Raw genomic sequence first — 14,049 nt, forward strand, 5'->3', positions numbered from 1 at the left:
AGATTAGGTCCTCGCACCGACAACGGTCGAAACGGCGCAGAAGCGACCGGTCACGGCCGCCCGTAACCGCCCCCTCCCGGGGTGCGCAGCACGAGGACGTCCCCGGTGTCCAGCTCGACGGTGTCACACCCTTCGAGCGGCGTCACCGCCTGCCCGCCGGCCCGCTCGACGTACTGCTCGCCGAGAGCTCCGGGGCCGCCTCCCGCCATGCCGTACGGCGGCACCCGGCGGTGTCCCGACAGGAGCGCCACCGTGACGGGTTCGAGGAAGCGGAGCCTGCGTTCCACCCCCCGGCCGCCGTGCCACCGGCCCGGGCCTCCGCTTTCCTCCCGTACGGCGAAACTCTCCAGCAGCACCGGGTAGCGCCACTCGAGGATCTCCGGGTCGGTGAGCCGGGAGTTGGTCATATGGGTCTGCACGGCGTCGGCACCGTCGAATCCGTCACCGGCGCCGGACCCGCTCGCGACGGTCTCGTAGTACTGGACCCGGTCGTTGCCGAAGGTGAGGTTGTTCATGGTGCCGGATCCCTCGGCCTGGACGCCCAGGGCCGCGTAGAGGGCGCCGGTGACGGCCTGGGAGGTCTCGACGTTGCCGGCGACGGTCGCCGCCGGGTGGACGGGGGCGAGCATCGAGCCCTCCGGGACGCGGATGTCCAGGGGTTTCAGGCAGCCGCTGTTGAGCGGGATGTCCTCCTCGACGAGCGTCCGGAACACGTAGAGGACGGCGGCCATCACCACGGACCTGGGGGCGTTGAAGTTGCCGGTCTGCTGCGGGGACGTGCCCTCGAAGTCGAGGACGGCCCGGCGGGCGTCGCGGTCCACGGTCACCCTCACGGCGATGACGGCGCCGTTGTCGGTCTCGTAGCGGCAGGAGCCGTCGCGCAGCCCGGCCACGATCCGGCGTACGGACTCCTCGGCGTTGTCCTGGACGTGACCCATGTACGCCTGCACGACGTCCCGCCCGAACTGGCGTGTCATGCGCCGCAGTTCCGTGATGCCCTTCTCGTTGGCCGCGATCTGGGCGCGCAGGTCGGCGAGATTGGTGTCCGGGTCGCGTGAGGGGTGGGCCGCGGTCGTGAGCAGCTCCAGGGTCTGTGCCTCGCGGAAGGTTCCGTCGCGCACCAGCAGCCAGTTGTCGAACAGGACGCCCTCTTCGTCGATCGTACGGCTGAAGGCGGGCATGGAGCCCGGGGTGATGCCTCCGATCTCGGCGTGGTGGCCGCGTGAGGCGACCAGGAAGCGCAGTCGGCACTCCTGTCCGTCCGCCGGCTCGTCGAACACGGGCGTCACGACGGTCACATCCGGCAGGTGGGTGCCACCGTGGTAGGGATCGTTGACGGCGTACACGTCCCCGGGCCGGAGGGTGCCCTCGTTACGCCGCAGCACCTCTTTGATGGACTCCCCCATCGAACCCAGGTGGACCGGGATGTGCGGGGCGTTGGCCACGAGGTTGCCGTCCGCGTCGAACAGCGCGCACGAGAAGTCCAGCCGCTCCTTGATGTTGACGGAGTGCGCCGTGTTCTGCAGTCGTACGCCCATCTGTTCGGCGATCGACATGAAGAGGTTGTTGAACACTTCGAGCATGACGGGGTCCACCCGGGTGCCGACGGCGGTCCGCTCGGGCCGCGGCTCGGTCCGGCGCAGCACGAGGTGTCCGGCCGGCCCCGCCGTTGCCTGCCAGCCGCGGTCGACGACGGTGGTGGCGTCGTCCTCGGTGACGACGGCCGGGCCGGTCACGGTGTCCTCGGCGCGCAGTGTCGCGCGGCGGTACAGTCCGGCGTCCCGCCAGCTGCCCCCGGTGAACATCCGCACGCTTCCGAGCGGCCGGGCCGGCCCCTCCCCGGTACCCGGGCCGGCCTGGGGCGGGGTGTGCGGTCCGGCCGTTCCGGTGGCCTCCACGGAGACGGCCTCGACCACCAGGGGCTTGTCCATGGTGAATCCGTAGCGCGCCCGGTGGGCCTCGGTGAACTCCTCGGTCATGGCGGTGACGGTGCCGTGGGCGACGGGCAGGGCGGCGTCCGTGCCGGCGTAGCGCAGGAGGATCCGCGCGCGGGTGCCGATGGCGCTGTCGGGGACGCCGTCGCCCCTGAGTTCGGCCCGGGTGTGCTCCGCCAGGGACTCGCAGAGGCCGCGCACCCGGGTGCCGGTCGCGTCGTCCAGTGCGGCCTCGACGGACTGTTCGCGCATCGCGGTGGCGTCGGCGAGACCGATGCCGTACGCGGAGAGGACCCCGGCGAGCGGCGGTACGAGGACGGTGTCGATGCCCAGGGCGTCGGCGACGGCGCAGACGTGCTGCCCTCCGGCGCCGCCGAAGCCGGTGAGGGCGTAGCGGGTGATGTCGTGGCCCCGTTGGACGGAGATCTTCTTGACTGCGTTCGCCATGTTGAGCACGGCGATCTCCAGGAAACCCGCGGCCACTTCGGCGGCCGTACGGCGGCCCCCCGTGGTGGCCGACACCTCCTCGGCCAGGGCGTCGAAGCGCTCCTCCACGAGACGGGCGTCGAGCGACTGGTTCCCCTCGGGCCCGAAGACGGCGGGGAAGTGCTCCGGGCGGATGCGGCCGAGCATCACGTTGGCGTCGGTGACGGTGAGCGGCCCGTCCTTGCGGTAGGCGGCGGGTCCGGGGTCGGCCCCGGCCGAGTCGGGGCCGACGCGGTAACGCCGTCCGTCGAAGTGCAGGACGGATCCGCCGCCGGCGGCGACGGTGTGGATGCTCATCATGGGCGCGCTCATCCGCACCCCTGCCACCTGTGTCCCGAGCTCGCGTTCGAACTCGCCCGCGTAATGGGAGACATCGGTGGAGGTGCCGCCCATGTCGAAGCCGATGACCCGGTCGTGGCCCGCCTGGCCCGACGTACGCACCATGCCGACGACGCCTCCGGCCGGTCCGGAGAGCACCGCGTCCTTGCCCCGGAAGTGCGCGGCCTCGCGCAGCCCGCCGTTGGACTGCATGAACATGAGCCGGATGCCGGGGAGTTCGTCGGCCACCTCCTCGACGTAGCGGCGCAGGATCGGCGAGAGGTAGGCGTCGACGACGGTGGTGTCGCCGCGCGGCACGAGCTTGATCAGCGGGCTGACCTCGTGCGAGCAACTGACCTGGGTGAAGCCCGCGGCCCTGGCTTCCTCCGCGACGGCTCTCTCGTGGTCCGGGTGGCGGTAGCCGTGCATGAGCACGACGGCGGCGCTGCGGAACCCGTCCTCCGCGGCCTCCCTGAGCCGCCCGGCCACGACGTCGCGGCCGAGGGCCTTCACGGTGTCGCCGCGGGCATCGATGCGTTCGGGGACCTCGACGACCCGGCCGTACACCGCCTCGGGGAGCAGGATGCGGCGGTCGAAGAGGCGGGGCCGGTTCTGGTACGCGATCCGCAGGGCGTCCCGGAAGCCTTCGGTGACGACCAGGACGGTCGGCTCGCCCCGTCGCTCCAGGAGGGCGTTGGTGGCGACCGTCGTACCCATCTTGACGCCGGCGACCCGGTCGGCGGGGACCGGGTCGTGGGGGCCGAGACCGAGAAGCAGCCTGATCCCCGCGACGGCGGCGTCCCGGTAGCGGCCGGGGTCGTGCGACAGCAGTTTGCGGGAGATCAGTTGGCCGCCGGGGTCACGTCCCACCACGTCCGTGAAGGTGCCGCCGCGGTCGATCCAGAACTCCCAGCGTCCGGTCATCCCTCCATTCTGGCGCGCGGGACGAACCACCGCAGACACGGCGCACGGGCGGCCGGCTCCGGTGTGGGGCGGAGTCCCACGGGGGCGGAGCGACGGGGCGCACCGGCTGCTCGACGGCGGTCGCCTCCGGGGCCAGGTCGTCCTCACCGTCCGATGCCCCGGTGGGGCCTCGCCCGAACGAGGCCCCACCGGGACCCGGGCGCAGTGGAAGCGCAACCGGCCCGGCCTTCACATCAGATCCGTGACCTACGACGTCGCTCAGGGCCTGCTCGGCCCGTGCGTCGAGACGTTCGCTCACGCTGCGCACCCCCGGCGGGCGGTGTCCGGGCTCAGTGTGTCAGCGGAGCGCCGGCTCAGACGGCGGGCGCGTCGGGCCCGATCCTGCTGCGTACGGCGGTCTGGACCTCGGCCTCCTCGGCCGGGTCGGCGGCGAGCCGCCTCAGCCGTTCGGCGACCCGGATGTCCCCGGTCTCCGCGTGGTGCGCGGCCAGCTCCCGGGTGGTCTCCTCGCAGTCCCAGAGGCACTCGACGGCGAATCCGCTGGCGAAGGACGGGTCGGTGGCGGCCAGGGCCCGGGCGGCACGGCCCCGCAGGTGCGAGGAGGACGTCTCCCGGTACACGTGGCGCAGCACGGGTGCGGCACAGGCGATGCCCAGGCGGCCCGCGCCGTCGACGAGCGTCCAGAGGCGCGGGGCGTCGGGTCCCTCGCCCCTGACCGCCTCGCGCAGCGCGGCGAGCACGAGCGGGGCGTCCTGTGCGGCGCCGCGGCAGGCCAGGACCCCGGCCGCGGAGGCTCCGAGGGAGTCGGGCCGGTACGCCCAGCGCCGGGCCCGGTCGACCGCCGCTTCTCCGCACATGCGCTCGAAGGCGGCGACGGCCGCCTCCGCGACGGTGGGTGACGGGCCGGCGACGGCCCGCTCGATCAGGTCGAGCACTGCGGGGTCCTGGGCCTCGGCCAGATAGTGCAGGGCGGCGCAGCGCGCGCCCTCGGAGCCACTGCCGGCGGCCTCGACGATCAGTGGCCGGTCCTCGGTCCCGGCTACGGCGGAGAGGCAGCGGGCCGCGGGGACGTGGAGCGCGCTGCCGCGCTCCAGTCCGGCCTGGGCCCAGTCGAACACGGCCTGGACGCTCCAGCCGGGACGCGGTCCGCCCGGCCGCATCTGCCGCTGCCATCGGTCGAAGGAGCCCTGTTCCGTCGCCGCCCTGACCCGGGCGCCGACCGCTTCGCGCGGATCGTCGGCCCAGAGCCGCCAGGGCCGGGGCTCGAAGGCGTCCCGTACGGAGGCGGCCAGCTCGGCCGTGCCCTCCGGGGTGGTGGGGAAGCGCCCGAGCACCGGCTCGGCGAGGGAACGCAGCCCGGCGTCGTCGTCACGCAGGGCGAGCTCGTCGAGCGCCCACGCCCAGTTGGACCCTGTCGCGGCGTACCGGCGCAGGAGCACGAGGGCGTCGTCGCGTCCGTAGGAGGCGAGGTGGCCGAGCACGGCGAGGGCGAGACCCGTGCGTGAGTCGTCGGTGTCGAGGTGGTCCTCGGGATCCCACAGGTGCCGCTCGATCTCCTCGGTGCCACCGTCGAGATCGAGGTAGAGGCGCGCGTAGTAGAGGGAGCGGTTCTCCACCTGCCAGTCATGACGCGGATCGCTCAGGACGCAGTGGTTGAGAGCCGCGAGGGCCTCGGGGCGCGGTGCGGCGAGCGCGTGGAGCGTGCCGTCGCCGCGGCCCCTCTGCAGCAGGCCGAGCAGTGTGCCGCTCGGCGCTATGAACGGATCGAACATGGGGAAAGCCTCACATCAAGCTGTCGACGCGACCGGGACTGTGCTGTTCCATGTGCCGGGGTGACATCCCCTAGGCCGCGCAGCAACATGATCGGCCGACTGCCGTCTTCTGCCTGGTGCTCATCTTCCTCTGCCTCTCGTCGGTGGTCCGGAACGGACCCGCGACGTCATGATGACCCAGCCATTTCGCCGACGCGACCACATTTACGACGCAACGGCCGGCCGGCCGTTCAGCGCGCACCGAAGAGTTCCAGCAGGTCGTCCTTGCCGAACATGCGCGCGGTGTCCACGGCCGAGGGTGTCCCGGCGGCCGGATCGGCCCCCGCCGAGAGCAGCGCGTCGATCACCTCGCGCTCCCCCTTGAAGACGGCTCCGGCCAACGGGGTCTGCCCCCGGTCGTTGGCCCGGTCCGGGTCGGCGCCACGGCCCGCGAGCGCGACGACTGCGGGGGCGTGTCCGTGGTAGGCGGCGAGCATGAGGAGGGAGTCGCCCCGGTCGTTGGTGAGGTTCGCGGGGACACCCGCGTCGACATAGGCGGCGAGCGCGTCGCTCTCGCCCCGGCGGGCCAGGTCGAAGACCTTGGTCGCCAGCTCGATCACCTCGGGGTCGGGGGTCTCGCTCATCGGAGGGGCCGCCTTCCATTGCCGTTGTCGCGGTTGCTGACCTGGTGGGGAGTACGGCGGGGGGGCCGTACGAGTGAATCGACAGAGTACTGCTCCGGGGCAGTCCTCAGCCTGCCCAGCACCGGCGGGAGATCACCCCGCCGACGGCACTTTCCGGTGGGGACAGGGCCTGCGCGGTCCGAGGAGCCCCTGGCGCTGCGCCTGTTCGCCCACCGGTCGGGTGAAAACAAAGGATATTCACTCAGTTGCACCTTTTATCGTATAGGTACATCTTGTGATCCTGGAAGTACTCATGGTGACTGTCCCCCTCAACCAGGAGAACCGCTCATGATCCTCTCCATCTCGGGCGTGGTACTGCTCGGCATCATCGTCTTCCTGTTCTTCAAGAAGGACGGGCTCAAGGCGTCCCACGCCCTCATCTGCGCTCTGTTCGGCTTCTACCTGGCCGGCACAGCCATCGCCCCCAGCATCACGGCCGGCGGGGCGAGCCTCGCCAGCATGCTGGGCGGGATCAAGTTCTGACGCTCCGAAACCGCTCCCACCTCTACAGGAGACCGACGTGGCCCGGCGACCACTCCCCCGCATCCTCAAGAGCGGCAGCGCTTCGATCACCCGCAGTCGCGAGATCGCGCGCACGGCCGCCGACAACGCCACCGACGTCCTCCATCCGATGATCACGGTCACCCGTGGCCTGCGGCTGCTGGCGGGAGCAGGGCGGCAGAAGTGGGCCGCGACACCCAGGGACCGGCGCGGGCACGTGCTGTTCCTCGTCGCGGCCTGTGTACTGGCGGTGGCGCTCATCCCCTACGGGCCTCTGCTGGCCCTCATCTCGGTGATGGGCGCTGCCGCGTGGCGGGGACGCGACCGCACCCCCGCGAGTACCGGCCCCGCCGAGGCGGAGGCCGCACGGCTCGCGGCGCTGTACGAGGCGCTGGTCCCGCACTTCTCCGTGGCCGACGACCCCGGTCCGCTGTTCTCCCACGGCGGCGACTGGGAGAAGGCCTTCGGCACGTCGTACGAGTTCGACGGCAACGGGCGTCTCACCCGGCTCCAGGTGAACTACCCTGCGTACTTCACCGACGGGGATCCGGCGTCCCGGGCCCGTGTGGAGCAGGTGCTCCACGTCAAGTCGGGCCGGGGCCGCGAGTACCACTTCGCCTGGGACGAGGAGAGCAACCACCTCCTCATGACCGTGCTCGCCGCACTCCCCACCACGATCGCCGCCCAGCGCTTCGTCACCGCGCCCGGCGAGACCGTGCTCGGCTTCACCGACGCGGACGCGGTCCGGCGCACCGTTCCGATCCAGGACGGCGACGTGACGCGGGACGCCTCTCCCGTGATCTGGCGGACCGGGGCCCGTTCGACGGAACCCCATCTGCTGATCGCCGGGCACCCCGGCAGCGGCACCACGACCCTGATGCGTTCGCTCGCCCTGCAGGCTCTCCAGCACGGCGACATCCTCGTCGTCGAGGGCGGCGGCACCGGCGAGTACGGCTTCCTGACCGGCCGGGACGGCGTACTGGCCGTGGAGTGCGGGCTCGCCGGTGCCCTCGCGACGCTCGAATGGGCGGCGCACGAGACCGAGCGCAGGCTCATCGCCGCCAACCGGGCCCGCCAGGCCGGGCACCCCGAGCCCGAGGACATCAAGCGCCCCCTCTGGATCCTCCTGGACCGCCCCAGCGCGCTGGGGCACCTGGCGGCCGCCGACGGCAGGCAGGATCCGCAGGAGCTCCTCCAGGTGCCGCTGCGGCACGGCCGCGCCGCAGGGGTGACGGTCGTGGTCGCGGACCAGTTCGACAGCCTGGACGCCCTCACCGAGACCGTGCGGACCCACACCAGGGCACGCGCCGTCCTCGGCCCCGCCGACCGGGAACAGGTCGAGGCGGTCCTGGGCGTCCAGCCGCACACCACGCCCACCCCCGACGTCCCGCCGGGCCGCGGCTACACCCGGCTGGGCACCGGGCCGGTCCTCCGGCTCCAGGTGCCGGCCACCCCGGACCCGTACGACGACGCCACGAGCGAGGCCCACCGGCAGGCGGTGCTCGACCTGCTCCCGGGTGGGACACCCGCCGTCGAGAAGGCCGTGACGGAGGACGCCGCCGAACCCGTGGCCGTGCACACGGAGCAGCTGGTCGGGACGCCCGCCGTCGCGGAAGGGTGACGTCGGGGCGCCTCAGGCCACGAAGGTCCGGGGCGCCTCGGCTCCCGCGCTCGCACCGGAGCCGACCAGCTCCGCGGCGGCGGCCAGCCGCAGCGCCGCCTCGTCCGCCACCGGGCCGCCCACCGTGAAGGGCAGCCGCACATAGCCCTCGAAGGCACCGTCGACCCCGAACCGAGGGCCCGACGGGACGCGGACGCCGACCCGTTCACCCGCCACGGCCAGCCGGGACCCGGAGAGGCCACCGCTGCGCACCCACAGGGTGAGGCCGCCGGCGGGCACCTCGAACTCCCACGCCGGGAGTTCCCGGCGCAGGGCGTGCACCAGGTCGTCCCTGTTCTCCCGGGCCTGTTCGCGCCGGATCTCCACGGCCTGCTCCCAGCCGCCCGTCCGCATCAGCCAGTTGATGGCGAGCTGTTCCAGCACGGGCGTCCCCATGTCGGCGTACGCGCGTGCCGCGACCAGGCTGCGGATGACGTCCGGAGCCGCCCGCACCCAGCCGATCCGCATGCCGGCCCAGAAGGCCTTGCTCGCGGAACCGACGGTCAGGACGGTGCTGCCCGCCGGATCGAACGCGCAGACCCTGCGGGGCATCTCGACATCCGGGTCCAGACGCAGTTCGTGCATGGTCTCGTCGACCACCAGGACCGTGCCCGCCGACCGCGCGGCCTCGACCAGGGCGCGGCGCTGCTGCTCGTCGGCGAGGGCCCCGGTGGGGTTGTGGAAGTCGGCGACGACGTAGGCCAGCCTCGGGGCGGCGTCCCGCAGGACCTGTCGCCAGCGGTTCATGTCCCAGCCGCCGAGGCCTTCCTCCATCGCCACCGGCACCAGCCTGGCGCCCGCCTCGCGCATGAGCTGGAGAATGTTGGCGTAGCTCGGGGACTCCACGGCGATGCGCTCGCCGCGCCCGGCGAAGAGATGACAGATGGCGTCGATGGCGCCCATCGCCCCGGTGGTGACCATGATCTGCTCGGGCATCGTGGGGATGCCGTGCCCGGTGTAGCGGTCCGCGATCATCTGGCGCAGTGCGGGAAGACCGGCCGGGTAATCGCCGTGCGTATGGGCGTACGGCGGCAGCTCCTCCAGGGCGCCCTGGACGGCACGGGTCAGCCACGGCTCCGGGGCGGGCAGCGAGGCGCAGCCCAGGTCGATCATGGAGCCGAGCGACTCCGGGGGCAGCGGTTCGAGGCCCCGGGCGGGCAGCGGGTTGCCCGCGGGGACCGCGGTCCAGCTCCCGGCGCCGCGGCGCGACTCCAGGAACCCCTCCGCCCGCAGCGCCTCGTACGCCGCGGCGACGGTGGTCCGGCTGAGGGACAGGGCCAGCGCGAGCTCCCGTTCGGCGGGAAGCCGCGCGGCGACCGGGACGCGGCCCTCCAGGACGAGCAGGCGCACACCGTCGGCCAGGGCACGGTAGGCCGGCGGCTTGCGCGAACCGGGCGGCAGGGGGCGCGCCTGCTGGCCCTGGAGCTGACGGGCGAGCTGCGCCGCACCGACGGTCGAAGTCCACTGCGCCATGCAGATCAGTCCACCTTCCTCGGATTGGCCATAGTTGGCAGCCAATCCCCTGCCACAGAGTGACATGCAGCAGTCCACTACCACCACACAGGGGGCACCACTTGTCCGACATCACCTCCCGGAGCGGTACCCGGCTCGCCCGGCGGCTGACCCACCTCTACGTGGGCCTGGCCCTGTACGGGGCGAGTTCCGCGCTCCTGGTCCGCGCCGGACTCGGACTCGAACCGTGGGGCGTGCTGCACCAGGGCCTCGCCGAGCGGACCGGCATCTCCATCGGGGTCGTCTCGATCATCGTCGGAGCGGTCGTGCTGCTCCTGTGGATCCCGATCCGGCAGCGCCCGGGGCTCGGCACCGTCTCCAACGTCTTCGCCGTCGGCATCGCGATGGACGGCACGCTCGCCCTCGTACCGGATGTGCACGGCCTCGGGGCCCAGATCCCGGTGATGGCCGCGGGCATCGTGCTCAACGGGGCCGCCACGGGCCTGTACATCTCCGCGCGCTTCGGCCCCGGGCCGCGCGACGGCCTGATGACGGGCCTGAACCGGCTCACGGGCCGTTCGATCAGGCTGGTGCGTACGGCGATCGAGGTGGCGGTGGTCGTGACCGGCTTCCTGCTCGGCGGTTCGCTGGGCGTCGGCACGGTCCTCTACGCCCTGGCCATCGGCCCGCTCGCCCAGTTCTTCCTGCGCTTCTTCGACCTCCCCGCGCCGGGATCCCGCACCGTGCCCGTTGCCGGACGGACACCGCGAGAGGCGATACTTCCGCGGTGACCGCAGTGACTTCGGGGCGCCACCCCTATCTGGACCATCCCTCCACGATCCCGTTCGCCCACCGGGGCGGGGCGGCGGACGGCATGGAGAACACCGCAGCCGCGTTCCGGCGCGCGGCCGGCGTCGGCTACCGCTACTTCGAGACGGATGTGCACGCCACGGCGGACGGCCGCCTCGTCGCCTTCCACGACGCGACCCTGGACCGGGTGACGGACTCCCGGGGGCGGATAACCGGGCTGCCCTGGAGCGAGGTGCGCCGGGCCAGGGTGGCGGGCAGCGAGCCGCTGCCGCTCTTCGAGGAACTGCTGGAGGAGTTCCCGGACGCCCGGTGGAACGTGGACATCAAGGCGGAGCCCGCCCTCGTCCCGCTCGTCGACCTGATCCGCAGGACCGGCGCGTGGGACCGGGTGTGCGTGGGGTCCTTCTCCGAGGCACGCGTGGCCAGGGCCCACCGCCTCGCGGGCCCCCGCCTGGCCACCTCGTACGGGGTGCGCGGCGTGCTCGGCCTGAGGCTGCGCTCGTACGGCATCCCGGCGGCGCTCCGGGCGGGCGCGGTCTGCGCGCAGGTCCCGGAGAGCCAGAACGGCGTCCGTGTCGTCGACCGGGGCTTCGTCCGCACGGCGCACGCGCGCGGCCTGCAGGTCCATGTCTGGACGGTCAACGAACCGGAACGGATGGCGGCACTCCTGGACCTCGGGGTGGATGGCATCATGACCGATCACATCGAGACGCTGCGCACGGTGCTGAGCGAGCGGGGGGCCTGGGCCTGACGCCGGGACCCGCCGCGTCCGCACGGGACGAACGAGGGGGCGCGGCGTGAGCACCGACATCGCAGGGACGGAGGATCCGGCGGGACCGCCGGCCGAGGCCGCCGTCCGCAGACGAGAGCAACGCGGCTGGTATTTCTACGACTTCGCGTGCTCCGTGTATTCCACCAGCGTCCTCACTGTCTTCCTCGGCCCCTATCTGACGTCGATCGCCAAGGCGGCGGCCGACGCGGACGGGTTCGTACACCCGCTCGGGATACCCGTGCGGGCCGGATCGCTCTTCGCGTACTCGGTGTCGGTGTCCATCGTGGTGGCGGTGATCGTCATGCCCCTCGTGGGCGCGGCGGCGGACCGCACGGGACGCAAGAAGCCCCTGCTCGCCGCGGCCGCGTACACGGGTGCGACGGCGACGGCCTGCATGTTCTTCCTGGACGGCCACCGCTATCTGCTGGGCGCCTTCCTGCTGATCGTCGCGAACGCGTCCATCTCCGTGTCGATGGCCCTCTACAACGCGTACCTCCCCCAGATCGCCACCCCGGAGGAACGCGACGCGGTCTCCTCGCGCGGCTGGGCCTTCGGGTACACCTCGGGTGCGTTCGTCCTCCTCCTGAACCTGGTCCTCTACACGGGCCACGACTCCTTCGAGCTCTCCGAGACCGACGCGGTCAGGATCTGCATCGCCTCGGCCGGCGTGTGGTGGGGCGCCTTCGCCCTCGTACCGCTGCGGCGGCTGCGCGACCGCAGGGTGGCACCCGGCGGCGACGGCTCGGTCGGATCCGGCTGGCGTCAGCTGCGGGCGACGCTGCGCGACATGCGCCGCCACCCGCTGACGCTGTCGTTCCTGCTCGCCTATCTGGTCTACAACGACGGCATCCAGACGGTGATCTCCCAGGCGTCGCTGTACGGCTCCGAGGAGCTCGGCCTCGACCAGACGACTCTGATCACGGCGGTACTGCTCGTGCAGGTCCTCGCGGTGGCGGGGGCGCTGGGCATGGGGCGGCTCGCCCGGATGTACGGGGCGAAGCGCACGATTCTCGCCTCGCTGGCCGTCTGGACGCTGATCCTCGCCGCGGCGTACGTGCTGCCCGCCGACGCGCCGGTGTTCTTCTACGTCCTGGCGGCCGCGATCGGGCTCGTGATGGGCGGCAGCCAGGCCCTCTCGCGGTCCCTGTTCTCTCACCTGGTTCCGCGCGGCAAGGAGGCGGAGTACTTCTCCGCCTACGAGATGAGCGACCGGGGACTCAGCTGGCTGGGACCCCTGGTCTTCGGTCTCGGCTACCAGCTCACCGGCAGTTACCGGGATGCGATCCTGTCCCTGGTGCTCTTCTTCGCGGTCGGCTCGGTGCTGCTGGCGAGGGTTCCCGTACGGGCCGCGGTGGCCGCCGCGGGCAATCCCGTGCCGGACCGGATTTAGACGTTGAAGTGAAAGGCCGGTAGTGTACGCCTTTGGTGTGCTCGGCGGACCGTTACTGCGAGTGGAAGAAGCCTGACCCTTGGGTGACAACTTCGACCAGAGGTGACAAACCGGGCACCGGCGGGTAGTAGACCCAGACCAAGCAGCGGCACGACGGGCGACGCATGACCGGCAACGGGAATCTTTACCGCCGACCGGACGTTGACCGGATGACGACGACAGCGACACCTGTCCTGTGGGCGACAAGCCCGGGAGGCACGATTCATGAGTGAGCGAGCTCTCCGCGGTACGCGACTCGTGGTTACCAGCTACGAGACGGACCGCGGCATCGATCTGGCCCCGCGCCAGGCGGTGGAGTACGCATGCCCGAACGGACATCGATTTGAGATGCCGTTCTCGGTAGAGGCGGAAATTCCGGCGGAGTGGGAGTGCAAGGCGTGCGGCGCCACGGCACTCCTGGTGGACGGGGATGGCCCCGAGGAGAAGAAGGGCAAGCCTGCGCGTACGCACTGGGACATGCTCATGGAGCGGCGTACACGCGAGGAGCTCGAGGAGGTGCTGGCCGAGAGGCTGGCGGTTCTGCGCTCCGGTGCCATGAACATCGCCGTGCACCCGCGGGACAGCAGGAAGTCTGCCTGACCGCGTATCACCGCAAAGATCAAGAGCCGCGGGCCACGACACAGAACATGTGTCGTGGCCCGCGGCTCTTCGTCGTCCGACGGCTCCCGTGTCAGGGGGTCGTCCGACGGCTGTCGTTCAGGGGATCAGCGGCGGGCGGTCCGTGCCCTGGCCGTCGTCGGGGCGGGGCCGGGCCGGAGTGCCGTCCTCCCGGATGACCTCGCCCGGAACCACCTTGCCGTCCGGGCGGTGGATACGGGCCTGCTGGAAGGCGTCGGAGAGGCCTCCCGGCCGCGCCGCGCGCATCCGGCTCTCCAGGGAGCGTTCCGCGTAGCGCCCGAGCACGGAGCGGACCGGGGGCAGCAGGAGCAGAAGCCCCGCCGCGTCGGAGATCACGCCGGGGATCATCAGGAGCAGGCCGCCCAGCATCAGGAAGCCGTTGCCCTTGCTGCCGGCCGGGGCGGCGGCCGGGGTCTCGGGAGCGCCTGGCTGCCCCGGCATCTGCTGGAGGGTCTCGGTGAGGTTGCGGAAGGCCCGCCGGCCCGCCCGCTTGATCACCGCTCCACCGAGTACGGCGCCGCCGACCAGGATCAGCAACACGGTGAAGCCGTTCGTCGCACCGGCGACCACGGTCAGCAGCCAGATCTCCAGCACCAGCCAGGCTGCGACGCCCAGTGGCAGGAGGGTACGGGCGCGTGAGCGCCGTGGACGGTTCGGAGGCGGTGTGCCGGTCGTCATGTCCCCAGTGTG

At 72.1% G+C, this 14,049-nt stretch carries 11 protein-coding genes; 6 read left to right on the forward strand and 5 right to left on the reverse strand.

Annotated features, from left to right (window positions below):
- Positions 1–50: 50 nt before the first annotated feature.
- The 3 genes from OG379_RS06760 to OG379_RS06770 all read right to left on the reverse strand — a co-directional run bounded on the left by OG379_RS06760 (position 51) and on the right by OG379_RS06770 (position 6,057).
- Entirely contained in the window at positions 51–3,662 is a 3,612-nt protein-coding gene (locus tag OG379_RS06760) for a hydantoinase B/oxoprolinase family protein (protein WP_405660366.1), read from the reverse strand.
- A 353-nt stretch (positions 3,663–4,015) separates the two neighbouring features.
- Positions 4,016–5,434 (reverse strand): HEAT repeat domain-containing protein, encoded by a 1,419-nt coding sequence (locus OG379_RS06765; protein WP_405660368.1) that lies wholly within the window; start codon positions 5,432–5,434, stop codon positions 4,016–4,018.
- Positions 5,435–5,664: 230 nt separating this feature from the next.
- Positions 5,665–6,057, reverse strand: a complete 393-nt coding sequence (locus OG379_RS06770) for an ankyrin repeat domain-containing protein (RefSeq protein WP_393767051.1) — start codon at positions 6,055–6,057, stop codon at positions 5,665–5,667.
- A gap of 327 nt (positions 6,058–6,384) precedes the next feature.
- Here OG379_RS06770 and OG379_RS06775 point away from each other — a divergent pair, with 327 nt between their 5' ends.
- Together OG379_RS06775 and OG379_RS06780 are read left to right on the forward strand one after the other, a co-directional pair.
- The gene (locus OG379_RS06775; RefSeq protein ID WP_014044751.1) at positions 6,385–6,579 is read left to right on the forward strand and encodes a hypothetical protein; all 195 of its coding nucleotides are present in this window, start codon (positions 6,385–6,387) and stop codon (positions 6,577–6,579) included.
- Between the two features lie 37 nt (positions 6,580–6,616).
- A complete protein-coding gene (locus OG379_RS06780) occupies positions 6,617–8,218 on the forward strand; it encodes a hypothetical protein (protein WP_405660371.1) in 1,602 nt (533 codons plus the stop codon).
- Positions 8,219–8,230: 12 nt separating this feature from the next.
- Here the strand turns inward: OG379_RS06780 and OG379_RS06785 are convergent, their stop codons facing one another.
- Positions 8,231–9,730 (reverse strand): PLP-dependent aminotransferase family protein, encoded by a 1,500-nt coding sequence (locus tag OG379_RS06785; RefSeq protein WP_405660373.1) that lies wholly within the window; start codon positions 9,728–9,730, stop codon positions 8,231–8,233.
- A 101-nt stretch (positions 9,731–9,831) separates the two neighbouring features.
- Between OG379_RS06785 and OG379_RS06790 the strand changes: the two genes are divergently transcribed.
- The 4 genes from OG379_RS06790 (at position 9,832) to OG379_RS06805 (ending at position 13,320) form a co-directional block, all read left to right on the forward strand.
- Complete coding sequence (locus OG379_RS06790) at positions 9,832–10,500, forward strand: YitT family protein (protein ID WP_405660374.1); 669 nt, start codon at positions 9,832–9,834, stop codon at positions 10,498–10,500.
- Between the two features lie 5 nt (positions 10,501–10,505).
- Entirely contained in the window at positions 10,506–11,270 is a 765-nt protein-coding gene (locus tag OG379_RS06795) for a glycerophosphodiester phosphodiesterase (RefSeq protein ID WP_405668423.1), read from the forward strand.
- A gap of 46 nt (positions 11,271–11,316) precedes the next feature.
- Positions 11,317–12,681, forward strand: coding sequence for an MFS transporter (locus OG379_RS06800; RefSeq protein WP_405660377.1), 1,365 nt, complete (start codon positions 11,317–11,319; stop codon positions 12,679–12,681).
- A 264-nt stretch (positions 12,682–12,945) separates the two neighbouring features.
- Positions 12,946–13,320: an RNA polymerase-binding protein RbpA gene (locus OG379_RS06805; protein ID WP_078598328.1), complete on the forward strand. Its 375-nt coding sequence runs from the start codon at positions 12,946–12,948 to the stop codon at positions 13,318–13,320.
- Between the two features lie 117 nt (positions 13,321–13,437).
- Here the strand turns inward: OG379_RS06805 and fxsA are convergent, their stop codons facing one another.
- The gene (gene fxsA / locus OG379_RS06810) at positions 13,438–14,037 is read right to left on the reverse strand and encodes an FxsA family membrane protein (protein ID WP_405660379.1); all 600 of its coding nucleotides are present in this window, start codon (positions 14,035–14,037) and stop codon (positions 13,438–13,440) included.
- Between the last annotated feature and the right edge of the window lie 12 nt (positions 14,038–14,049).

This window comes from Streptomyces sp. NBC_01166 (assembly GCF_045039765.1).
Lineage (GTDB): Bacteria > Actinomycetota > Actinomycetes > Streptomycetales > Streptomycetaceae > Streptomyces.

Excerpts from the sequence above, each read along its gene's own strand:
- OG379_RS06770 (WP_393767051.1), bottom strand. The coding sequence starts at position 6,057 with ATGAGCGAGACCCCCGACCCCGAGGTGATCGAGCTGGCGACCAAGGTC.
- OG379_RS06775 (WP_014044751.1), top strand. The coding sequence starts at position 6,385 with ATGATCCTCTCCATCTCGGGCGTGGTACTGCTCGGCATCATCGTCTTC.
- OG379_RS06765 (WP_405660368.1), bottom strand. The coding sequence starts at position 5,434 with ATGTTCGATCCGTTCATAGCGCCGAGCGGCACACTGCTCGGCCTGCTG.
- OG379_RS06805 (WP_078598328.1), top strand. The coding sequence starts at position 12,946 with ATGAGTGAGCGAGCTCTCCGCGGTACGCGACTCGTGGTTACCAGCTAC.
- OG379_RS06785 (WP_405660373.1), bottom strand. The coding sequence starts at position 9,730 with ATGGCGCAGTGGACTTCGACCGTCGGTGCGGCGCAGCTCGCCCGTCAG.
- OG379_RS06760 (WP_405660366.1), bottom strand. The coding sequence starts at position 3,662 with ATGACCGGACGCTGGGAGTTCTGGATCGACCGCGGCGGCACCTTCACG.
- fxsA (WP_405660379.1), bottom strand. The coding sequence starts at position 14,037 with ATGACGACCGGCACACCGCCTCCGAACCGTCCACGGCGCTCACGCGCC.